Below are 21,456 nucleotides of genomic sequence, written 5' to 3'. Positions count from 1 at the left end.
ACCCCACCTTGTCCCCAGATCGTTCGGAGGCGAAATGTCCACACGCCGTCGCATCGGGGGCGCCTTGGCCGCCACAGGGCTCGCCCTGCTGGCCGTCACGACGCCCGTCGCGAGCGCCCAGACCGGCGACCCGGCGAGAGGGCTGTACTCGGTGGAGGGCGCGTCCACCCCCGACAAACGCACCGAGGTCGCCCGCACCGGCGTCGACGTCGCGGGCTCGCGCGGCGGCGCGCTGACCGTCGTCGCCACGCCGGGACAGGCCGCGGCCCTGCGCGCGAACGGCTTCGGCCTGAAGTCGCTCGGCGACTTCGACAGCATGCTGAAACAACGCAGTGGCCGGGCGGGCACCGCGGCCGTCGCGGGCGACTTCCCGCCGGGCGACGAGGCGTACCACACCTACGCCGAAACGACCGCGGAGCTGCAGAAGGCCGCGAAGGACCACAGCGACATCGCGACGCTGTCGAGTGTCGGCAAGTCCTACGAAGGCCGTGAGCTGAACCTGCTGAAGATCAGCGACAACGCGGGCACGGACGAGAACGAGCCCGAGGTCCTGTTCACCTGCAACCAGCACGCGCGCGAGCACCTCACCACCGAGATGTGCCTGCGGATCGTGCAGCGGTTCACCAGCGGGTACGCGAGCGACCCGGCCATCAAGAAGATGGTCGACGAGCACGAGATCTACGTGATCCCGAACGTCAACCCGGACGGTTCCGAGTACGACATCACCGGCGGCGAGTACCAGGGCTGGCGCAAGACGCGGAAACCCGTGCCGGGCAGCAGCGCGGTCGGCACCGACCCGAACCGCAACTGGGACTACAAGTGGAACTGCTGCGGCGGGTCGAGCAACAGCCCGTCCGCCGAGGACTACCACGGTCCGTCGGCGTTCTCCGAGTCCGAGACCAAGGCGGTCGCGGCGTTCATCGACTCCCGCGTGGTCGGTGGCGCGCAGCAGATCAAGACGCACATCGACTTCCACACCTTCTCGGAACTGGTGCTCTGGCCTTACGGCTACACGAAAGCCGAGACCGACACGGGCATGAACGAGGAGGAAGCGAAGCGCTTCGCCGACGTCGGCAAGCAGATGGCGGGCACCAACGGCTACACGCCCGAGCAGTCCAGCGATCTGTACGTCACCGACGGCGACATCAACGACTGGGCGTGGGGCAAGCACAAGATCCTCAGCTACACCTTCGAGATGTACCCGAAGGACGGCGGGATCGACGGCTTCTACCCGCCCGCTTCGGTGATCCCGGAGCAGACCGCCCGCAACGACAAGGCCGTCGACATCATCGTCAACGAGGCGAAGGCCTGAGATCGGCCACTCGCGACGCCCGGCTCTTCGGCGAATCCAAGCTGAAGCTCCGGGCGTCGCCGAGTCGGTCACGGACGAATTCCTCGGTCCTCGCGATCGTCTCGCGCAACGCGGCGTCCTCCTCGCCGAAGAACTTGTAGACGATCTTCCCGGCTTCGGTGTCGAACTCCCACAAGCCGGCGATGCGGCCCCTGTCGACGATCACGTGACTCGGCGGATCCGCCTGTCCGCCCAGCGTCTCCCCCGGCCGTCCGCCGGGCACCGGGCGTTCGACGTCGGCGTCGGCGAGCAGCCGCGACATCTCGCGGTGCAGAAGGTGGATGCCGTCGATCCCCGCGAGCAACGCGTACGACGGCTCCGCCGGCACGGTGAACGCGGCGAACTCGTCCGCGAGTTCCTTGGGCATCACCAGATCGGTGCCGTCGAGCGGTACGAGTTCCAGCTGTTCCACGATCTTCTTCGCGCTCGACGCGGTGAAACCGGAGAACCAGCGGAAATGCTTGAGCGTCGCCGGGGCCGCCCACGAGAAGTACCGTCGGGCGAGTTCGGTCCGCGCGGTGTCCATATCGGACAGTCCACCACGCGGGGACGGCGTCCACCGGACATAGCCGTAGCGCTGCTGATCCAGCCGGCCGTTGACCGGAACGCGGCGGATTTCGCCGCGCGCCTGGAGCAGGCCGAGCGCGAGCGGCAACGTCGTGGTGGTGCCGCGTTTGCGGCCCGCCTCCCCCAGACCACGCACGGCGGACCCGGCGGCGTCCTTGATCGCGGCCGGGCCGAGCGGTTCGTCCGACGCTTCGAGCAGATCGGCGACGGTGACGCACAGCTGCTCGATCTCGGCCTGAGTGACGCCGAGATATTTCTCCGCGGCCACGAGTTCACCCGCCGGTGCCCCGGCCCCGACGGTCAGGCCGAGTTCGAAATCCGCCGACGGCAGGACGTACGTGCAGCCGCGCGCCGAAGGCAGCTCGTGGATGGCCAGCCGGGCGACGTCCGCGTCCACCGTCTCGCGATCCAGGCGGGCTCTGGCGAACAGCCCGAGATAGGGCGCCGAACCGCCGACCGAGCGCATCCAGCCGGTCCGTTCCAGCACCTCGGCCGCCGATGACCCGAGCAGCGATCCGTCGAGACCCTGCCGATGTGCCCACCACGCGCGCAGCTTGTCGGTCGCCATGAGTCCACGGTATGGGCATCCGGTGACACCCCGCAGCCTGGCACGATGGACGGATGCTGGTCGAGCTGGCAATCGGCGACGCGTACGGGGGCTCCTTCGAGCACGCGTACCCGAGCTTCGTCGCGGAGCACAACAACCTGACCGGTTACGTGCCGCATCACGGGCAGCCCGGCGCCCCGGCCGGTCGCTACACCGACGACACGCAGATGACGATCGCGATCGCCGAGGTGCTCGTCTCGGGGCTGCGATGGACGCCCCTGCTGCTCGCCGAGCAGTTCGTGCGGGCGTATCACCGCGATCCGCACGACGGCTACGCGCCGCGTTTCCATCAGCTGCTCAGCGAGGTCCGCGACGGCGAAGAGCTGCTGCGACGGCTCCGGCCGCAGAGCGACAAGAGCGGTGCCGCCATGCGCGCCGGGCCGATCGGGGTCCTGCCGACCGTCGACGACGTGCTCTATCACGCGAAACTGCAGGCCAGGATCACGCACGACACCCCGGCCGGGATCGCCGCGGCGCAGGCGGCCGCGCTGGCCGTGCACTACTGCCACCATCGGGTGGGGCCGCTTTCCGAAATCGCGAGGTGGATCGAAGGGATCCTCCCCGAGGATGTCGGGCACGGCGGCTGGGCGCGGCCGTGGTCGGGCAAGGTCGGGCCGCAAGGGTGGATGAGCGTGCGCGCGGCGCTGACCGTGTTGACCGGCGGCGGAGGACTCGCCCGGATGCTGCACTCCGCCGTCGCGCTCACCGGCGACGTCGACACCGTCGCGACGATCGCGCTGGCCGCCGCTTCACGCTCGCCCGAGGTGGCACAGGATCTGCCGCCGGTGCTGTGGCGCGATTTGGAGAACGGCGAGTTCGGCCGCGACCAGCTGGCGAAACTCGACGAGCGGCTGCTGCGCCTTTGACGTCGCCGGTGGAGCTCACCACGAAGGCCGGTACCGCAGGCCTTGCTCGTAGTACTGGTCGTCGGATTCCACCGGTTCGGGCTGCTCGTCCTGATCGGGCCCCGCCGGTTCCTCCGACCGGTCCTTGAGCACCACGTTCTCGGTGCTCGCGGGCGGGCGGCGCGAGACCGGGACCGACGGCGCGACGGCTTCCCCCTCCTGTTGGAACGAAGGGGTGAACCCGAGCCGCCAGCGCAGCCTGTCCGTGATGTACCCGGCGTTGCCGATCGGCGCCATCAGTTCCGCGCTGCGTTTCGCGGATCCTTGCTGCGCTTCCTGATAGGTCCGCATGACGGTGTCCGCGATCTCGGCGGGCGACATCCGCGACGCGGCTTCGCCCACTCTGAGCCGCGTCATCACGCCGTCGGTGTTGACCGAAACGGAAACGGCACCGTCCGGTGAGGACGCGTCGACCGAGAGGGCGGCCAACGCCTCGAGCATCGCTTGCCGGTCGGCTGGCGGTTTCTTGGCCGCCGGTTTGTCAGCCACGATCCTCCGTCAGTCGGTCGGCAGCGGGGAAAGTTCCATCGGCGGTTCCTGGAACTTGCCGTCGTTCGAGATGTCGACGTTCTTGTCCCGAACCCGCTTTTCCGTTCCCTTGTCGGTGTTTTCGGTTTCGAAGTTGCCGGGATCGAAGGTCTCGCCAGGGCTGACGTCCGGCGGTTCGGGGATGATCGGCAGGTTGTTGATCTCGACGTTGATCTTCGAGATCAGGGATTCCGACGCGCGGAACATGGCTTCACGGATGTTGACCACACCGTCGTGGAAGCTGTTGTAGATCATTTCGGGGCTGTCCCCGACGATCGCGGCGTTCTCGGAGACCAGGGTCGAGAGCCCGGCACCGGCAGCCGCACCGGCGACCTGCACACCGTTCGCCGTGGTGAAGAACGTCGCCGCGGTGAGTCCCGCCGGTGGCGCGGCCGCCACGAGCAGAGCGGTGACAGCGGCGGCGAAGGTCGCGGCCAACGCCTTCACCAAGGCGGATTCGTTCTGCCGTTCCTTGTCGTCCCGGTACTTTTCCGCGGCGGTCAGGAAGGAGGCGGCGAGCGTGCTCAGGTCGGCCCGTGCGGTCGCGATGGCGTCCCGCGCGGCCACGATGTCGGCTTCCAGCACGGTGAGTTTGGTACCCACGCGGGAATAGGTGTTCACGAGACCCTGGATGTAGCTCTTGGCCGTCTCGGCGCCTTCACCGCGCCACTTGAGAAGCAGGACCAAGGACCGGTCGAGCGGCGCTTTCGTGTCCTGGAAAGCGTTCCAGAGACCTTCGTAGGCCTCGATCATGGGCTGCAGACTGTTCTCGCCGACGAGCTGCGCGTCGGAGAACTCGAGGAAGAAGTCGCGGACCTCTTCCTTCAGACCGCCGCTCAAGTCGACGTCGCTACCCAAGAACGGCGGGTAGAGGAGGTCCAATGCCATGAAGGCTTTTTCGGCACCCGCGGTGAGATCGTCGGAGATTCCCTCGAGGAGTTTGCTGTTGTCACCGAAGCCGGAAGTGGTTTCCGCGTCCAGTGCGTTGAAGTACCCGTCCACGCCGCTTACCCCTGGTTCCCGTACGCCGCGCGGTTCACTCGCTGCTTGTTGTCCTCGTCCACGGCTTCGTAAAGTTCGGCGACCCTCGCCAGCGCCTGTGAGGCGTCCTCCGTGCTGCGGAGCAGCTTCGCGAGCATCTTCTCGACGGCCTGGCGGTGTTCCTCGTACGCCGCCGAAACCCCGCGCATGCCCAGCGTTTTCCCGAACGCGGTGTCCGGCGCGAAAAAGCCGGGGACCAGAGCTCCCGTGACCGGGTCGGGAGCCGGCACGTCCTGGCCCCGCACACCGGTGTGTGCGGCGCTGACGATGTCCGCGGCATTCTGCAGTTCCTTGCTCGACAACCTGAGATCGTCGAGGTCGGTTTCGAAACTGACCATGTTCACCTCGCTGTCCGGATTCCACCCCCATGTAAGCAGCGTTGACTTGGCTGGGCGTGCGACTTTGTCATCCGCGTACGGTGACGAACGTCACCACTCGGACCCGGCGGTAGAGAACACCCATGCGCGCGTTCTGGTGGAAACGAGAAGGCCACCCGGGGTACGGGTGGCCTTCTCGTTTTCAGGTGTGGAGCTGAGGGGAATCGAACCCCTGACCCCTGCCTTGCAAAGGCAGTGCTCTACCAATTGAGCTACAGCCCCGGGTCGCAGGCGATCATGATAACCGCCTGCGCCGAAATCAGTTGTTGCGGGACGCGTCCGCGGCCTTGGCCGGAGCGCTTCCGTTGGTGGAGGCGGATCCCAGCGGACGCTCGGTGGGAGCGGTGGCCTCACGCCAGAGGTCGGCCTCGGCCTTGGCGGCCTTGTTGCGCTTGATCACGAACAGCACGCCGCCCGCGATGACCGCGAGTGCCAACAGCTTCTTCATCAGAAGCCCCCTCTTTCCGCCGAGTTGCTCCGCTTCCCCACCGATGCTACTGCACCACGTTCCACGTGGAACCGTCCCCCACGGCAATGGGCCCGCCAGGGCCCGAGCCGAACCGGGGGGTCCAGGGGGGCGAAGCCCTCCCTGGCGGGGGTCTGGGGGTTCGACCCCCAGAAATGAAAAACACCCGGTCGCGGTTTGTGATTTCCACAAACACGACCGGGCCAACCGGGTGGGCCCACCAGGACTTGAACCTGGGACCTCTTCGTTATCAGCGAAGCGCTCTAACCGCCTGAGCTATGGGCCCGAACGAGGAGAAGATTACAGGACGCCTTTCGGCGCCCTGCAACCGGGTCACTCTCGTTCGGAAAGGGTCACTTCCAGGCCTCCGGCGAGGTCGGCGGAGACGTTGTAGATGAAGGCGCTGACGGTGGCCAGCGCCGAGATCAGCACGATGTTGATGGCGCCGAGGATGGCCGCGATCCCGAAGACGCGACCGGCGCTGATCAACGGGTCGGCCGGCGCGTCGGCCCCTTCTCCGCCGACGAGCGAGGAGTAGGTCCCGTTGAGTTTGTCCCAGACGCCCATGCCGTCGAGGACGGTATAGAGGACGCCGACGGCGACGAGCCATACGAAGAACAGCGCGACGCCGAGGACGAGGGACAGTTTCAGCACCGACCAGGGGTCGAAGCGTTTGATCTGCAGGCTGGCGCGACGCGGTCCGCGGCCGGGGCGGCGGAGCGCGGTGGGGGCGGCACGGGTGCGGGAGGCCGACGGGATGGCGGAGGGGGCGGGCTCGCCCTCTCCGCTGTCGCCGAAGAGCCTCTTCGCGGCTGTGCCGCTTACCCCGTGATAGTCGGTCACGGTTGTCGCGTCCCGCTTCGGGTCCGAGTGGGCCACGTCTTCGGTGGCGACCGAAGACACCGAGACCGTCTGCTCGCTGGAGCCTTCGGGTTCCCCGGCGCCGCTGTCGCGCTGCCAAGGCGGGCTCGACGAACCCGCCTGCGCGCCGCCTGCTTCGGGCTTCTCGGATGGTGTCACGAGGTGTCAGTCCTTACCCAGTACGTGGGGCGTCGTCTATTCCTGCTCCGACGCCGGGGTTTCTTCTCCTTCAGTACTACCTGCAGTGGCGACGTCTGAGGGCTCGTCCGCGTTGCGTGCGACCGCGAGAAGAGTGGTTCCTTCGTCGAGATTCATCAGCCGCACTCCCTTCGTCTGCCTGCCCGCCTTGCGCACCTGTCCGGCCGAAGTCCGGATCACCCCGCCGCTGGAGGTGATCGCGTAGAGCTCGTCTTCGGCGTCGACGATGACCGCGCCCACCAGCCTGCCACGTTTCTGGTCGTACTGAATGGTGAGCACACCCTTGCCGCCGCGGCCTTGGACCGGGTAGTCCTCGGTCGGGGTGCGCTTGGCGTAGCCGCCGCCGGTGGCGACGAGGAGGAACTTGTCGGGCTGGACGACGTTGATGCCGAGCAGTTCGTCGCCGTCGTTGAACCGCATGCCGAGCACACCGGACGTCGCGCGGCCCATCGGGCGCAGGGCTTCGTCGGTGGCGTGGAAGCGGATCGACTGGCCTTCCGCGGACACGAGGAGCAGGTCGTCCTCGGCGGCCGCGAGGACCGCACCGACCAGCTCGTCGCCTTCGCGCAGGTTGACGGCGATGAGGCCGCCGGCGCGGTTGGAGTCGAAGTCGGTGAGCTTGGTCTTCTTCACCAGGCCGCGGCGGGTCGCGAGCACGAGGTACGGGGCGACCTCGTAGTTCGGGATCTCGATGACCTGGGCGATCTGCTCGTCGGGCTGGAACGCGAGCAGGTTCGCGACGTGCTGGCCGCGCGCGTTGCGGTTGGCCTCGGGCAGGTCGTACGCCTTCGCCCGGTACACGCGGCCCTTGTTCGTGAAGAACAGGATCCAGTCGTGCGTCGAGCAGACGAAGAAGTGCTGGACGATGTCGTCCTGTTTGAGGGTCGCGCCCTGGACGCCCTTGCCGCCGCGTTTCTGCGAACGGTACAGATCTGTTTTCGTTCGCTTGGCGTAACCCGTGCGGGTGATCGTGACGACCACGTCCTCGACGGCGATGAGGTCTTCGACCGAAACCTCGCCGTCGAACGGGATGATCTTGGTGCGCCGGTCGTCGCCGTACTTGTCGACGATCTCCTGGAGCTCCTCGGCGATGATCGCGCGCTGCCGCTCGGGCTTCTCGAGGATGTCCTTGAGGTCGGCGATCTCGAGTTCGATCTCGGCCAGGGTGTCGATGATCCGCTGCCGCTCCAGTGCCGCGAGGCGGCGGAGCTGCATGTCGAGGATCGCGGTCGCCTGGATCTCGTCGACGTCGAGCAGGCTCATCAGCGCGGGCCGGGCCTCTTCGGCCGAGGGCGAGCGCCGGATGAGGGCGATGACCTCGTCGAGCATGTCCAGCGCCTTGACCAGACCGCGCAGGATGTGGGCGCGTTCCTCGGCCTTGCGCAACCGGAACCGGGTCCGGCGGACGATGACGTCGATCTGGTGCTTCACGTAGTGCCGGATCATCTGGTCGAGGCGCAGCGTGCGGGGCACGCCGTCGACCAGGGCCAGCATGTTGACACCGAAGTTCTGCTGCAGCTGGGTGTGCTTGTACAGGTTGTTCAGCACGACCTTGGCGACCGCGTCACGTTTGATCGTGACGACGATCCGCATCCCGCTGCGGCTGTTGGACTCGTCGGCGATGTCGGAGATACCGGTGAGCTTGCCGTCGCGGACCAGGTTCGCGATGTTCTCCACCAGGTTGTCCGGGTTGACCTGGTACGGCAGTTCGGACACGACCAGGATCGTGCGGCCCTTGGCGTCTTCCTCGACCTCGACGACCGCGCGCATGCGCACGGAACCGCGGCCGGTGCGGTAGGCGTCCTCGATCCCGGAGTTGCCGAGGATCATCGCCTTGGTCGGGAAGTCCGGTCCCTTGATCCGGACCAGCAGCGCGGCGAGCAGCTCGTCGTCGCTGGCCTCGAAGTTCTCGAGCGCCCATTTGACGCCGTCGGCGACCTCGCGCAGGTTGTGCGGCGGGATGTTCGTCGCCATCCCGACCGCGATCCCGGAACCACCGTTGACCAGCAGGTTCGGGAACCGCGACGGCAGGACGTCGGGTTCCTGGGTGCGGCCGTCGTAGTTGTCGGAGAAGTCGACGGTCTCTTCTTCGATGTCCTGCAGCATGTGCATCGCGAGAGGCGCCAGCCGGGACTCGGTGTACCGCATGGCGGCGGCGGGGTCGTTGCCCGACGAACCGAAGTTGCCCTGGCCGTCGATCAGCGGATACCGCAGCGACCACGGCTGGGCGAGCCGCACCAGCGCGTCGTAGATCGCGGAGTCACCGTGCGGGTGGTAGTTGCCCATCACGTCGCCGACGACGCGGGAGCACTTGTTGTACCCGCGGTCGGGGCGGAAGCCGGAGTCGAACATCGAGTACAGCACGCGGCGGTGCACCGGCTTGAGGCCGTCCCGCACGTCCGGCAGCGCCCGCGACACGATGACGCTCATCGCGTAGTCGATGTAGGAGCGCTGCATCTCCTGCTGGATGTCGACCGGTTCGATCCGGTCGTGGTCCGGAGCGGGCGGCAAGGTTTCCGTCATGAGGTCCTTCTCGTGGGAGCAGTCCTAAGGGGACAAAAGAGCGGGGACGTCTAGACGTCCAGGAAACGCACGTCCTTGGCGTTACGCGTGATGAAGGAACGGCGCGCTTCGACGTCCTCGCCCATCAGGACGGAGAACAGGTCGTCGGCCTGCGCGGCGTCGTCCAGGGTGACCTGGCCGAGCAGCCGGTTCGCCGGGTCCATCGTGGTCTCCCACAGCTCTTCGGCGTTCATCTCGCCGAGACCCTTGTAGCGCTGGATCGCGTCGTCCTTCGGCAGCTTCCGGCCGGCCTCGACACCCGCCTGGATGACGGCGTCGCGTTCCCTGTCGGAGTAGGCGTATTCCGGGTCCTGCCGCGGCCACTTGATCTTGTACAGCGGCGGGCGCGAGAGGAACACGTGCCCGTGCTCGATCAGCGGGGGCATGAACCGGAACAGGAAGGTGAGCAGCAGCGTGGTGATGTGCTGGCCGTCGACGTCGGCGTCGGCCATCAGCACGATCTTGTGATAGCGCAGCTTCTCGATGTCGAACTCTTCGTGGATACCGGTGCCGAGCGCGGTGATCAGCGACTGGACCTCGGTGTTCTTGAGGACGCGGTCGATACGGGCCTTCTCGACGTTGATGATCTTGCCCCGGATCGGCAGGATCGCCTGGTACATCGAGTCGCGGCCTTCCTTGGCCGAACCGCCGGCCGAGTCACCCTCGACGATGTAGAGCTCGCATTCCGACGGGTTGGTCGAGCGGCAGTCCTTGAGCTTGCCGGGCAGCCCGCCGATCTCCAGCGCGCCCTTGCGGCGGACCAGATCCCGCGCCTTGCGGGCGGCCATCCGCGCCTGCGCCGAGGAGATCGACTTGTTGATGATCGTCTTCGCCTCGGTGGGGTTGCGCTCGAACCAGTCGGCCAGCCATTCGTTCGACGTCTGCTGCACGAACGTCTTGGCCTCGCTGTTGCCCAGCTTGGTCTTGGTCTGGCCCTCGAACTGCGGCTCGGAGAGCTTGATCGAGACGATCGCGGCGAGCCCCTCGCGCACGTCGTCACCGGAGAGGTTGGCGTCCTTCTCCTTGAGCAGCTTCTTCTCGCGCGCGTACGCGTTGACGACGCGGGTGAGCGCGGCGCGGAAGCCCTCTTCGTGCGTGCCGCCCTCGTGCGTGTTGATCGTGTTGGCGAAGGTGTACACCGACGGCGTGAAGCCGTTGTTCCACTGCATCGCGACCTCGACCTCGAGGCCGGTTCCCTTGGCCTCGAAGGAGATCACGGAAGCGTGGATCGGGTCCTTGCTGCCGTTGATGTGCTTGACGAAGTCTTCGAGACCGCCCGGGTAGCAGTAGGTCTTCTCCTTGACCCGTGCCGCCTGGCCGGAGGCGTCCGTCTCGGTCTCTTCGTCGGCGACGCGCTCGTCGCGCAGCGAAAGGGTCAGGCCCTTGTTGAGGAAGGCCATCTCCTGGAGACGCCGGGAGATCGTCTCGAAGTTGTACGTCGTGGTCTCGAAGATGTCGCCGTCGGCCCAGAAGGTGATGGTGGTGCCGGTGTCCTCGGCCGGGCCGAGGTCTTCCAGCTCGCCGGGGATCTGGTCGGTGTACACCTGGCGCCAGCTGTGCCCGCCGCGTTTGACCTCCGCGATCAGCTTGGTCGAGAGCGCGTTCACCACGGAGACGCCGACGCCGTGCAGACCACCGGAGACGGCGTAGGAATCGCTGTCGAACTTGCCGCCCGCGTGGAGCACGGTGAGCACGACCTCCAGGGTCGGCTTCTGCTCCTTGGGGTGGATGTCGACCGGGATGCCGCGGCCGTCGTCGACGACGCGCACCCCGCCGTCGGCCAGCAAGGTAACCTCGACCTTGGTCGCGTAGCCGGCCATCGCCTCGTCGACGGAGTTGTCGACCACCTCCTGGACGAGGTGGTGGAGGCCGCGTTCACCGGTGGAACCGATGTACATACCGGGACGCTTGCGGACGGCTTCGAGGCCTTCGAGCACCGTGATCGACGACGCGTTGTACTCGCTCTTGTTCTCGGTCACAGGCGTTGATTCTCCTCGTCTCGCCCGAGCGGACGCTCGCTCATCTCCAGTGTACTTGGCCGCGTCCGCAGACATGCGGCAAGGACACCCCTGATTTGCTCACAGGCGCGCTAATTCGTTCGAAGAAGAGTCTTGACGTTCGCGAAGCACTCTGAAGGCGTTCTCGGCGCTTTAATGGGCACTGTCGCGGCGAAGCGCAACTCGGGTCAGCCGTACGTGTCACGCGGACCACGTCCCGGGACGTGCCGCGGCCCTTTCCGCCAGCTGGGCGCCGTCGGCCCTTGGATCCGCATCTTCTTCACGACGCCGTTCCCGACGCCTTTGGCGATCTTCGCCAGCAGCTGCCCCTGAAGCAGGCGAAGCTGCGTCGCCCACGCTGTCGAACTCGCGCGGACGGTCAGCTCGCCGTCCTTCAAGGCCACAGGCTGAGCGTGTTCGGCGACCTCTTCACCCACCAGGCGGGCCCAGTGGCCGAAGACCTGACCGTTCGCCAGCCGCGTGTTCCAGCCGCGGTCGACGGCGATCCGGGAGGCGAGCCTGCCGAGCGGCTGCGGGTCGCGAGCGTCGGCGCCCGGCCCTGACCAGCGACGACGTCGCGGGTTCTGACCGACCGAAGCGGCTCCCCCACCGGTGATACGGCTGCGGCGCACGCCCGGTTCAACTCCGCGGGCCTTCGCTTTGGCCTTCGCGGCATCCAAAGCCGCCCGAGCGAGATCACGACCAGTAGTCGGTTCTTTGCTTTCAGTATCGGTTGAGCCGTTCGATACCGAGGGGCGATCACTCCGCGTATCGAACAAGGCTCCCTCACTCGGGTTACCACCCGGGTGAGGGGTGTCAAGCCGCTTATCAGGCCCCTTGGTCACGCGGGGCGATAACGCGTTCACGGTGTTATCCACACTGTCCACAGGTTTGTCCCCAGATCGGTGGGCAACTGCTGTGGCGCCGATCACCCGGGGTGTCCACTTCGCGGGATCACCCTCGGTTGATCTCACCATCCGCCACGAAGAAGCGATGTCCGGCCAGTTCGGCGGGCACGTCCTCGTCCACGGCGGCGGTCACCAGCACCTGCTCGGCGCCTGCCGCCACCTCCGCCAGCCGGGCCCGGCGACGCCGGTCCAGCTCGGCGAACACATCATCCAGCAGAAGCACCGGTTCCCCGGCCTCGCCACGCAGGAGCTCGTAGCTTCCCAGACGCAACGCGAGGGCGAACGACCAGGACTCCCCGTGGCTCGCGTAGCCCTTCGCCGGTGCTTCGCCGAGGATGAGATCGAGCTCGTCCCGGTGCGGGCCGACCATGCTCACCCCGCGTTCGAGCTCCAGGTTCCGCGACCGTTTCAGCGCTTCGACCAGCACTTCCTTGAGGACCGCTTGGTCGGCGCGAGGGCCGTCCGGAGTGCCATAGCCCTCTGGCATCGCTTCGCCCAGGCTCGACTTGTACGCGATCTTCGCCGGTCTCGAATCGGGCGCGACCCCCATGTACGCGGAGGCCGCGTACGGCGCGAGGTCGGCGATCAGGTTGAGCCGGGCCGCCAGCAACGCGGCCCCCGCCACCGACAAGTGGTCGTCCCAGACGTCGAGTGTCGACAACGCGTACGGGTCTTCACGCCCCGTACGCCGCTTGCCGGCCGTCTTCAGCAAAGCGTTCCGCTGCTTCAGCACCTTCTCGTAATCGGCGCGGACCCCGGCGTACCGGGGAGCGCGCAGCACGAGGAGCTCGTCCATGAAACGACGGCGCTCCCCGGGATCCCCGCGCACGAGTGCCAGGTCCTCCGGGGAGAACAGCACCGTGCGCAGGATCCCGAGTACGTCACGCGGTTTGCCGACCGCGCCGCGGTTGACCCGCGCGCGGTTCGCCTTGCCGGGCGTGATCTCCAGCTCGACCGTCAGCTCGCGGTCCTCGTTGACCACCGCGACCCTGATCAGCGCGCGTTCGCACCCGTGCCGCACCAACGGCGCGTCGGTCGCGACGCGGTGCGAGCCCAGGGTCGCGATGTAGCCGATCGCCTCGAGGAGGTTCGTCTTGCCGCGGCCGTTCTGTCCGACGAGGACGGTCGGGCCGGGTTCGAGCGCGAGATCGGCTTGTGGCCAGGACCGGAAGTCGGTGACCTGCAGATGTCTTAAGTACAACCCGCTTGCCTAGTCGCCGGCCTTCTTGACCGAGTGCCCGCCGAACTGGTTGCGCAGCGCGGCGACGGCCCGCATCGCGGCGGAGTCCTCCTGGCGCGAGGCGAACCGCGCGAACAGCGCGGCCGAGATGACCGGCGCCGGGACCGCGTTGTTGATCGCCTCTTCCAGCGTCCACCGGCCTTCGCCGGAATCCTCGACGTAGCCCTCGAGGTCGTCCAGCTCCGGGTCCTCGTCGAGCGCGCGGACCAGCAGGTCGAGCAGCCACGAGCGGACGACGGTCCCCCGCTGCCAGCCCTTGATCACCGCGGGCACGTTCTCGACGACCTTCGCGGCTTCGAGCAGCTCGAAGCCTTCGGCGAAGGCCTGCATCATGCCGTACTCGATGCCGTTGTGGATCATCTTCGCGTAGTGACCCGAGCCGACGGCGCCGGCGTGCGAGAAGCCCTCGTCACGCGGGCCCTCGGGACGAAGCGCGTCGAAGATCGGCATGGCCTTCTCGACGTCCGAGGCCGCGCCACCGACCATCAGGCCGTAGCCGTTGTCCTTGCCCCACACGCCACCGGAAACCCCGCAGTCGAGGTAACCGACCTTCTTCGCGGCGAGCAGGTCCGCGTTGATCCGGTCGTCGGTGTACTTCGAGTTGCCGCCGTCGATCACGAGGTCGCCCTCGGACAGCAGGTTGCCGAGCTCCGCGACGGTCTGCCGCGTCGGCTCGCCGGCGGGCACCATGATCCAGACGATCCGGGGACCGTCCAGTTTGGACACCATGTCCTCGAGTGAGGTGGAGTCGGTGACGTCGGGGTTGCGGTCGTAGCCGACCACCTCGTGACCGGCCGCGCGCAGCCGCTCACGCATGTTGAACCCCATTTTGCCGAGGCCGATGAGTCCCAGCTGAGCCATGAAGATCCCCTTTGGTGCGAAACAGGAAGTGGAGGCCGGTCAGCCCGGGAGGCGAACCGGCATCAGGAGGTACAGGTAGCCGGGGACGACGTTGCCCTCCTCGTCGGCGGGCTTGATCAGCGCCGGCCGGTTCGGCGTGGTGAACGTCAGTTCCGCCCGGTTCGCGTTCAGCGCGCCGAGCCCGTCGACGAGGTAACCCGGGTTGAACGCGATGGTCACCGGCTCACCCTCGTAGTCGACCTGAAGCTCTTCTTCGGCCGAACCCTCGTCGTCGCCACCGGCGGAGAGCCGCAGTGAACCGTCGTTGAACTCCAGCCGCACCTGGGTGCCACGCTCGGCGACGAGCGAAACACGCTTGATGGACTCGGCGAGCGCGGAGACCTCGATGACCGCGCGCGACGTGTGCTGCGCGGGCAGCAGCTGCCGGTACGGCGGGAACTCCGCGTCGAGGAGGCGCGTCGTGGTGTAGCGACCGGAACCGGAGAGACCGAGCAGGCCTTCGCCGCTGGCGAGCGCGAGCCGGATCTTGGCACCGCTGGCGCCGAGCGTCTTCGCGGCCTCGGCGAGCGTGCGCGCCGGGACGAGCACGGCGGCGTCGGACAGCCCCTCGGCGGGCTCCCAGGTGAACTCGCGCATCGCGAGCCGGAAGCGGTCGGTGGCGACCAGGGTCAGCGAGGAGCCGGAGATCTCCAGGCGCATACCGGTCAGCATCGGGAGGGTGTCGTCCTTGCCCGCGGCGACGACGACCTGGGTGACGGCCTGGCCGAACGCGTCACCGGTGAGTTCGCCGGCGAAGGCGGGCTGGGACGGGAGCTGCGGGTAGTCCTCGACCGGCATGGTCGGCAGGGAGAAGCGCGCGGAGCCGCAGGTGATGGTCGCGCGGGCGCCGTCGACGGAGATCTCGACCGGCTGCGCGGGCAGCGACTTGGTGATGTCGGCCAGCAGACGGCCGGAGACCAGCAGACGGCCGCCGTCGGCGATGGTGGCCGGGACGCCGACCGTGGCGGAGACCTCGTAGTCGAATCCGGAGACGGTGAGGGCGTCACTCGTCCCGTCGGATCCAGCATCGAGCAGGACACCGCCCAGAACCGGGACCGGAGGCCGCGACGGGAGGCTTCTCGCCACCCACGCGACGGCGTCGGCCAGCCCGTCACGCTCGACGCGGATCTTCATGCGCGCTTCCTTTCGACAGCCGAGCCCCTGACGGCTCGAAAGCTCAACGGGTCACCTCGGCCGGAGAGCGCGATGGCCAGGTGCCTCGCAGGTGTGTTCGGTCCGCGTGAGGACGCGAACGCACGTCGACACGCAGACCAGGTGCAGGGACCCACGTTAGGCCGTCCCCGGGGTCCACGTCACCTCGGCCTCCCCTTGCTTTTGTCGACAAGACGACACGGCTCCCCGGCTGTCCCCAACTTCGTCCTTCGCCTGTTTTTGTTTTGTTCTCTTCTAGAGAAGAAGAAAAGACAGCAGTAGTAATAGGTGTTGTGGATTGTGTGGACAAGGCCCGTTCGCGCAGGTCCGAGCGCCTCCGAGCCTGTGGACTCAGGGTGTGTACGGACGGTGGACAGCTGGGGGCGTCCGTGGATGGATTCGGGCGGCGCTCGATCTGTCCACAGTCATCCACAGTTGTCCCCACGGTTATCCCCAGTTGTGGGGCGGTTTGTACCCAGGGTTGTGGGCGCCGTTCGTGACCGGAATCGCTCGGGAGAGTGATTGATGCAGCCCGCATCACCCTTGTGCACAAGATGTGGGCAACCTGGGGACAGCGTGTGGATCTTGGTGTGGAAATGCTGTGGATTGCCTGTGAGTGCGATGTGGACGGAAATCCCGTCGCCGCTGGTCCGTCGACCGCCGGAGTTGTGCACAAGCTGCCCACAGCATGTGGATTCCTTTGTACACAAGGAAAAACGCGAAGGCGACTCAAGCGCGCTTCGCCTCCTTCGCGCCCTTCGCCGCTTCTCCTCAGGTACCCGTGCTTCGCGGCTCTACACGCGTTTTCGGGCCTATGTGGACACGAAGAAGGGGCTCCCACCTGGACGGTGAGAGCCCCTGAAAGCGTTGTGTACTAAAGGATTACTGCCGGGCGCGCTGCTTGATCCTGGAGGTCAGCTCCTGGACCTGGTCGTAGATGCGCCGTCGTTCGGCCATCTCCTTGCGGATCTTCTTGTCCGCGTGCATGACCGTGGTGTGGTCGCGGCCGCCGAAGGTCTGCCCGATCTTCGGGAGCGACATGTCGGTCAGCTCGCGGCAGAGGTACATCGCGATCTGGCGTGCGGTGGCGAGCGCCTTCGTCTTGCCGGGGCCGCACAGGTCGTCGAGCGTCACGTCGAAGAACTCGGACGTGACACCCATGATGGTCGGCGCGGTGATCTCCGGCGCGTGCGAATCCGGGATGAGGTCCCGGAGCACGATTTCGGCGAGGGCCACGTCGACCGGCTGCTGGTTCAGCGACGCGAAGGCGGTGACGCGGATGAGCGCGCCTTCGAGTTCCCGGATGTTCGCCTCGACGCGCGAAGCGATGAACTCCAGGACCTCGCCGGGAACCGCGAGCCGGTCTTGAGCCGCCTTCTTGCGAAGGATCGCGATACGCGTTTCGAGTTCCGGCGGCTGGATGTCGGTGATGAGACCCCACTCGAACCGCGTGCGCAGCCGGTCTTCCAGCGTTTCGAGGCGCTTCGGCGGGCGGTCGGAGGAGACGACGATCTGCTTGTTCGCGTTGTGGAGGGTGTTGAAGGTGTGGAAGAACTCTTCCTGCGTACCTTCTTTGCCTTCCAGGAACTGGATGTCGTCGACGAGCAGGATGTCGATGTCGCGGTAGCGGCGCTGGAACGCGACCTTGCGGTCGTCTCGCAGCGAGTTGATGAAGTCGTTGGTGAACTCTTCGGTCGACACGTACCGCACGCGCATGCCGGGGAACAGCCGCTGGGCGTAGTGCCCGACGGCGTGCAGCAGGTGGGTCTTCCCGAGTCCGGACTCTCCCCAGATGAACAACGGGTTGTACGCGCGCGCCGGTGCTTCGGCGACGGCGACCGCGGCCGCGTGCGCGAAGCGGTTCGACGCGCCGATGACGAAGGTGTCGAACGTGTACTTCTCGTTGAGCTTCGTCTTCGACGTCTGCGGCTGCGCCGGCGCGGTGTAGGGCTGGCCCGCGATCGGCTGACCGGAGAACGTCGGCCAGATCTCGGTCACGGCGGCGAGGGCCTCGCCCTCTTCGTCGACTTCTTCATCGCTGTCATCGCCATCGTTGAGGCTGTTGTCCACCGGCTGCTGCCTCGGCGGCCTCGGCTTCGGAGGCTCCGGCCGGGGCCTGGTCGGGGACAGCATGCCGTCACCCTCGGGCAGCGGAGGAGGACCCGGCACCGGGCCGGACCCGTTTTCCACCCGGCTGGGTGACGTCGGTTCGTAGCGAGGCCCCGGCGAGGGCGGGGGCATCGAAGTGTGGGGTTCGGTGCTGTCGACCTTCACCGCCAGCGAGACCGCGCGGCCGAGCCGGCGCGAAAGGGCTTCGGTGATCGCTCCGCGCAGGGCGCGTTCGATCGCTTCCTTGGCGAAGTCACTGGGGGCGGCGAGGAGCGCGGTGCCGTCGAGGAGGCCGATCGGCCGGGTCACCCGCATCCAGGCGCGCTGCTGCGGGGAGAGGGTGCCATCCGACAGCTCGCGCACGACCTGTTCCCAGATGACGCCAAGATTGTGCTGGTGATCGGACACCTGCCTGACTCCCCTCCCCTCGTCGGTGCGCTGCGGCGAGATCACTCAGCGGCCCGAACGCCGGGTCGAGCGTCATCATGGCCCGGTCGGCTCGCGCGCACAGCAAATATCCACATAGTTGTCCACAGCTGTGCACTAATGTACGGCGGCCCGCGGTGACGCCACCTGCGGGATCGTCGTATGCCGACGGGATGCCTCCACATCCCCAAGGACACCCGGGCGCCTGCACCGTTCCACCTCGGCGAAAACCCGGGAGGGGCACGCTAACAAGCCCCGCTCGTTGCCACAAGGCGTCCTCGCGCGCAAGCATTTCACGGTGTACGGCGTGTTGCCATTCGATGCCCTCGCGTCGTCGGTGATCACTCTCCACGTACGGTCGCGGTCCGTGGTCGAGGGGGTGCCTGCCGGGCCCGGGCGGTGGGTGCGTACCCTCGTAAGGTCTCCCGTATACAGCGGGGGCGTTTCGCGTGCCCACGTTGTCGTCGCTCGACGTGACGAGGCCACACGTTGGTAGGAGACACCAGAGACTGCCGTGCGTCAGCACGACACGCCAGGAACGGGTCGAACCGTTCCCGGCGGCCGAGAAACAGGAGAAGTTAGTCGTGAGCAAGGGTAAGCGCACCTTCCAGCCGAACAACCGCCGCCGCGCCCGGGTCCACGGATTCCGGCTGCGCATGCGGACCCGCGCCGGCCGGGCCATCCTGGCGGCTCGCCGTCGCAAGGGCCGCGGCGCGCTGTCCGCCTGATCCGGCCGTCGTCGAGGGACGTCGTGCTGCCGGCCGCCGCGAGGTTGCGGCGCAGTGAGGATTTCCGTGCCGTGATGCGGCGTGGGGCCAAGGCAGGCAGGCGCCGCCTCGTCGTCCATGCGTTGACCACGGACCCGCCCGATGCCGCCGAAGCGGCGCGGGCGGGTTTTGTGGTGAGCAAGGCCGTGGGCAATTCGGTGGTCCGCCACCGGGTCACCCGCCGGTTGAGGCATCTCGTTTCCGCCAGGATCGGAACACTGCCGCCGGGCAGCTCGTTGGTGATACGGGCACTACCTCCGGCCGCGGACGCTTCCAGCGCGGAACTCGGCTCGGATCTCGACGCGTCGTTGCGGCGTCTCGGGCTGTCCCGCCAGACGCGTCCACCCGACCACGGATCAGCGGTGTAACGGCATGCGAGCCACCGAGAACGAGACCACCGAAGACGCCCGCCCGGGCCCGGTGGCATGGGTGCTGCTCCTGCCCATCAAGCTGTACCGCAAGGCGATCTCCCCTTTCCTTCCTCCGGCGTGCAGGTTCTACCCGAGCTGTAGCGCGTACGCCGTCGAGGCACTGACCCGGCACGGCGCCGGCCGCGGCACTTATCTCGCGGTCCGGCGGCTGCTGCGCTGTGGCCCGTGGACCATGCCCGGCCGCGATCCGGTACCCGAGACGTTCTCGTGGCGCCACCGCCGACCTGAAACACCGATCGAGGAGTAGCTCAGTGCTCGACTTCATCTACTACCCCGTGTCCTTCATCTTGTGGTGTTGGCACAAGGTCTTCGGGCTCGTGTTCGGTGAGGCGAACGCGGTCTCCTGGATCCTCGCGATCATCTTCTTGACGTTCACGGTCCGCGGCATCATGTTCAAGCCGTTCGTGAACCAGGTCCGGTCGATGAAGAAGATGCAGGACTTCGCGCCGGAAATGAAGAAGATCCAGAAGAAGTACGCGAACGACCGGCAGCGCCAGGCGATGGAGATGCAGAAGCTCCAGAAGGAGCACGGCGTCAACCCGCTGGGCAGCTGCCTGCCGATGCTGCTTCAGATCCCGGTCTTCATCGGTCTGAACCACGTCCTGCGGATGTTCACCATCAACCCGTACGGCGGCCCGAAGACCGAGAACTACTTCTTCGACCAGGCCGGTGTCGAGTCCTACGTTCACGCGAAGCTGTTCGGCGTCAACCTCGGCGACGCGATCTACACCGGTGTCGACATGGTCAGCGGCGGCAACGCTCCGGCGGGCTTCCACTGGTACGTCGCCCCGGTCGCGATCCCGCTGATGATCGTCGCCAGCATCGCCACGCACCTCACCGCGCGTCACTCGGTCCAGCGCCAGAACCCCGAGTCGGCCACCCCGCAGACCGCGATGATGAACAAGCTGACGATGTACATCTTCCCGCTCGGTGTCCTCATCTTCGGTGCGCTGTTCCCGGTCGGCCTCCTCTTCTACTGGCTCGCCAACAACGGCTGGACCCTGATGCAGCAGCGTCTCGTCTACACGCGGATCGACAAGGAAGAAGAGGCCCGCAAGGAAGCCGAGAAGGAGAAGCGCGCGAACCTCGGTCCGAAGCCGGGCCAGAAGCCGACCGCGCCCCGCCCCGGCCAGAAGCCGGTCCAGCAGAAGAAGAACAAGCCGTCCTCCGGTGGTCAGGTCAAGAAGGCGGGCTCGCCGCACGGCTTCGCCCAGACCGGTTCCTCCGCGAAGAAGAAGGACGCCAACGACGCAACAGCCGAGTCGTCGACGAACGGCTCGAAGGAGAACGGTGCGGACGTGCCCGGTCTCATCTCGGACTCGACTAAGAAATCGGACCGGAAGCGTCGCTGACGCCGATCCGGGCCGGAGAGGAGACCAGTAATGGCGGAGACGATCGACACGATCGACGCCGAGGAGAACAGCGCGGCCGAGGTTGAGGGCGCCGCTGAAGAGACCGCTCGCAAGGGAGGTGTCGACGACGACGTCCTCGTGAAGGAGGGCGACATCGCCGGCGACTACCTCGAGCGGCTGCTCGACCTTTTGGACTACGACGGCGACATCGACCTCGATGTCGAAGCGGGCCGCGCGATCGTCAGCATCGACGGCGGCGAGGACCTGGAGAAGCTCGTCGGTCCCCGCGGCACCGTGCTGGAGGCGCTGCAGGAACTGACGCGGCTGGCGGTGCAGCAGGAGACCGGTTCGCGGAGCCGGCTGATGCTGGACATCGCGGGCTGGCGCGCGGACCGTCGCGAGGAGCTCCGCGAGCTCGGTCGCTCGACCGCCGAGACGGTTGTCTCCTCCGGCGAGCGCGTGCGGCTGCAGCCGATGAGCCCGTTCGAGCGGAAGGTCGTGCACGACGCGGTCGCCGCCGTGGACGGCGTCAAGAGCGAGAGTGAAGGAGAGGACCCGAAGCGCCGGGTCGTCATCTTCCCCGCCTGACGGTTACTCGAACGAAGCGGCCCGCCGGTCATCCGGCGGGCCGCTTCTTCGTTTCCGGGGTGAATTACACGCGTGGCGTTTCACGTGAAACGCGCTGAGGCGAGTGGAGTTGTCCACAACTTC

The 21,456-nt window shown here is 67.1% G+C and carries 20 protein-coding genes and 2 tRNA genes; 7 read left to right on the top strand and 15 right to left on the bottom strand.

Annotated elements, in window-relative coordinates; genetic code table 11:
• Positions 1 to 34 precede the first annotated feature (34 nt).
• Positions 35 to 1,312 carry a M14 family metallopeptidase gene (locus AB8M46_RS11665; RefSeq protein WP_350592155.1) on the top strand — a complete coding sequence of 426 codons (1,278 nt, stop codon included), beginning with the start codon at positions 35 to 37 and terminating at the stop codon, positions 1,310 to 1,312.
• On the opposite strand, the gene AB8M46_RS11660 is transcribed toward AB8M46_RS11665, so the two are convergent.
• Positions 1,293 to 2,486, bottom strand: coding sequence for a DNA glycosylase AlkZ-like family protein (locus AB8M46_RS11660; protein WP_394360259.1), 1,194 nt, complete (start codon positions 2,484 to 2,486; stop codon positions 1,293 to 1,295). The genes AB8M46_RS11665 and AB8M46_RS11660 overlap by 20 nt on opposite strands.
• Positions 2,487 to 2,539: 53 nt before the next feature.
• Here AB8M46_RS11660 and AB8M46_RS11655 point away from each other — a divergent pair, with 53 nt between their 5' ends.
• The gene (locus tag AB8M46_RS11655; RefSeq protein WP_037333964.1) at positions 2,540 to 3,391 is read left to right on the top strand and encodes an ADP-ribosylglycohydrolase family protein; all 852 of its coding nucleotides are present in this window, start codon (positions 2,540 to 2,542) and stop codon (positions 3,389 to 3,391) included.
• Positions 3,392 to 3,406: 15 nt separating this feature from the next.
• Here AB8M46_RS11655 and AB8M46_RS11650 read toward each other — a convergent pair whose 3' ends face one another.
• The 14 genes from AB8M46_RS11650 to dnaA form a co-directional block, all read right to left on the bottom strand.
• A complete protein-coding gene (locus AB8M46_RS11650) occupies positions 3,407 to 3,919 on the bottom strand; it encodes a YbaB/EbfC family nucleoid-associated protein (protein WP_378424772.1) in 513 nt (170 codons plus the stop codon).
• 9 nt (positions 3,920 to 3,928) lie between these two features.
• Positions 3,929 to 4,960, bottom strand: coding sequence for a hypothetical protein (locus AB8M46_RS11645; protein WP_394360258.1), 1,032 nt, complete (start codon positions 4,958 to 4,960; stop codon positions 3,929 to 3,931).
• 5 nt (positions 4,961 to 4,965) lie between these two features.
• Positions 4,966 to 5,337, bottom strand: a complete 372-nt coding sequence (locus AB8M46_RS11640; RefSeq protein WP_037333970.1) for a hypothetical protein — start codon at positions 5,335 to 5,337, stop codon at positions 4,966 to 4,968.
• A gap of 188 nt (positions 5,338 to 5,525) precedes the next feature.
• Positions 5,526 to 5,598 (bottom strand) — tRNA-Ala (locus tag AB8M46_RS11635).
• 37 nt (positions 5,599 to 5,635) lie between these two features.
• Complete coding sequence (locus AB8M46_RS11630; RefSeq protein WP_034321928.1) at positions 5,636 to 5,824, bottom strand: DLW-39 family protein; 189 nt, start codon at positions 5,822 to 5,824, stop codon at positions 5,636 to 5,638.
• Between the two features lie 230 nt (positions 5,825 to 6,054).
• Positions 6,055 to 6,128: transfer RNA gene (locus tag AB8M46_RS11625), tRNA-Ile, on the bottom strand.
• Positions 6,129 to 6,175: 47 nt separating this feature from the next.
• Positions 6,176 to 6,862 (bottom strand): DUF3566 domain-containing protein, encoded by a 687-nt coding sequence (locus AB8M46_RS11620; RefSeq protein ID WP_037333971.1) that lies wholly within the window; start codon positions 6,860 to 6,862, stop codon positions 6,176 to 6,178.
• Positions 6,863 to 6,898: 36 nt separating this feature from the next.
• Entirely contained in the window at positions 6,899 to 9,424 is a 2,526-nt protein-coding gene (gene gyrA, locus AB8M46_RS11615) for a DNA gyrase subunit A (RefSeq protein ID WP_037333972.1), read from the bottom strand.
• Between the two features lie 50 nt (positions 9,425 to 9,474).
• Positions 9,475 to 11,442, bottom strand: a complete 1,968-nt coding sequence (gene gyrB, locus AB8M46_RS11610; RefSeq protein WP_037333973.1) for a DNA topoisomerase (ATP-hydrolyzing) subunit B — start codon at positions 11,440 to 11,442, stop codon at positions 9,475 to 9,477.
• A gap of 206 nt (positions 11,443 to 11,648) precedes the next feature.
• Positions 11,649 to 12,140 carry a DciA family protein gene (locus AB8M46_RS11605; RefSeq protein WP_394360257.1) on the bottom strand — a complete coding sequence of 164 codons (492 nt, stop codon included), beginning with the start codon at positions 12,138 to 12,140 and terminating at the stop codon, positions 11,649 to 11,651.
• 274 nt (positions 12,141 to 12,414) lie between these two features.
• Entirely contained in the window at positions 12,415 to 13,569 is a 1,155-nt protein-coding gene (gene recF / locus AB8M46_RS11600; RefSeq protein WP_394360256.1) for a DNA replication/repair protein RecF, read from the bottom strand.
• Between the two features lie 9 nt (positions 13,570 to 13,578).
• Positions 13,579 to 14,469 (bottom strand): phosphogluconate dehydrogenase (NAD(+)-dependent, decarboxylating), encoded by an 891-nt coding sequence (gene gnd / locus AB8M46_RS11595; protein WP_037333975.1) that lies wholly within the window; start codon positions 14,467 to 14,469, stop codon positions 13,579 to 13,581.
• A gap of 39 nt (positions 14,470 to 14,508) precedes the next feature.
• Positions 14,509 to 15,642 carry a DNA polymerase III subunit beta gene (gene dnaN / locus AB8M46_RS11590; protein WP_020632653.1) on the bottom strand — a complete coding sequence of 378 codons (1,134 nt, stop codon included), beginning with the start codon at positions 15,640 to 15,642 and terminating at the stop codon, positions 14,509 to 14,511.
• Between the two features lie 900 nt (positions 15,643 to 16,542).
• Positions 16,543 to 18,177: a chromosomal replication initiator protein DnaA gene (gene dnaA, locus AB8M46_RS11585; RefSeq protein ID WP_037333976.1), complete on the bottom strand. Its 1,635-nt coding sequence runs from the start codon at positions 18,175 to 18,177 to the stop codon at positions 16,543 to 16,545.
• A 602-nt stretch (positions 18,178 to 18,779) separates the two neighbouring features.
• On the opposite strand from dnaA, the gene rpmH reads away from it, so the two are divergent.
• From rpmH to AB8M46_RS11560, 5 genes are read left to right on the top strand one after another with little or no spacing between them, the layout of a single operon-like run.
• Entirely contained in the window at positions 18,780 to 18,923 is a 144-nt protein-coding gene (gene rpmH / locus AB8M46_RS11580; protein WP_005154511.1) for a 50S ribosomal protein L34, read from the top strand.
• A gap of 23 nt (positions 18,924 to 18,946) precedes the next feature.
• Positions 18,947 to 19,330, top strand: coding sequence for a ribonuclease P protein component (rnpA, locus tag AB8M46_RS11575; RefSeq protein ID WP_037333978.1), 384 nt, complete (start codon positions 18,947 to 18,949; stop codon positions 19,328 to 19,330).
• Positions 19,331 to 19,334: 4 nt separating this feature from the next.
• The gene (yidD, locus tag AB8M46_RS11570) at positions 19,335 to 19,640 is read left to right on the top strand and encodes a membrane protein insertion efficiency factor YidD (RefSeq protein WP_016338357.1); all 306 of its coding nucleotides are present in this window, start codon (positions 19,335 to 19,337) and stop codon (positions 19,638 to 19,640) included.
• A 4-nt stretch (positions 19,641 to 19,644) separates the two neighbouring features.
• Entirely contained in the window at positions 19,645 to 20,745 is a 1,101-nt protein-coding gene (gene yidC, locus AB8M46_RS11565) for a membrane protein insertase YidC (RefSeq protein ID WP_125731375.1), read from the top strand.
• A 30-nt stretch (positions 20,746 to 20,775) separates the two neighbouring features.
• Positions 20,776 to 21,333, top strand: coding sequence for a R3H domain-containing nucleic acid-binding protein (locus tag AB8M46_RS11560; protein ID WP_007032243.1), 558 nt, complete (start codon positions 20,776 to 20,778; stop codon positions 21,331 to 21,333).
• The last annotated feature ends 123 nt before the right edge of the window (positions 21,334 to 21,456 follow it).

Origin of the sequence: Amycolatopsis sp. SB7-3, from assembly GCF_041021335.1 — a bacterium.
GTDB classification, from domain to species: Bacteria; Actinomycetota; Actinomycetes; order Mycobacteriales; family Pseudonocardiaceae; genus Amycolatopsis; species Amycolatopsis japonica.
The sequence above is the reverse complement of the archived record's forward strand: the minus strand, read 5'-3'. Positions and strand labels throughout refer to the sequence as shown.

Coding starts and splice junctions, on each gene's coding strand:
- dnaN (WP_020632653.1), bottom strand. CDS start 15,642: ATGAAGATCCGCGTCGAGCGTGACGGGCTGGCCGACGCCGTCGCGTGG.
- yidD (WP_016338357.1), top strand. CDS start 19,335: ATGCGAGCCACCGAGAACGAGACCACCGAAGACGCCCGCCCGGGCCCG.
- gyrA (WP_037333972.1), bottom strand. CDS start 9,424: ATGACGGAAACCTTGCCGCCCGCTCCGGACCACGACCGGATCGAACCG.
- AB8M46_RS11665 (WP_350592155.1), top strand. CDS start 35: ATGTCCACACGCCGTCGCATCGGGGGCGCCTTGGCCGCCACAGGGCTC.
- AB8M46_RS11660 (WP_394360259.1), bottom strand. CDS start 2,486: ATGGCGACCGACAAGCTGCGCGCGTGGTGGGCACATCGGCAGGGTCTC.
- gnd (WP_037333975.1), bottom strand. CDS start 14,469: ATGGCTCAGCTGGGACTCATCGGCCTCGGCAAAATGGGGTTCAACATG.
- AB8M46_RS11630 (WP_034321928.1), bottom strand. CDS start 5,824: ATGAAGAAGCTGTTGGCACTCGCGGTCATCGCGGGCGGCGTGCTGTTC.
- AB8M46_RS11655 (WP_037333964.1), top strand. CDS start 2,540: ATGCTGGTCGAGCTGGCAATCGGCGACGCGTACGGGGGCTCCTTCGAG.
- AB8M46_RS11560 (WP_007032243.1), top strand. CDS start 20,776: ATGGCGGAGACGATCGACACGATCGACGCCGAGGAGAACAGCGCGGCC.
- AB8M46_RS11640 (WP_037333970.1), bottom strand. CDS start 5,337: ATGGTCAGTTTCGAAACCGACCTCGACGATCTCAGGTTGTCGAGCAAG.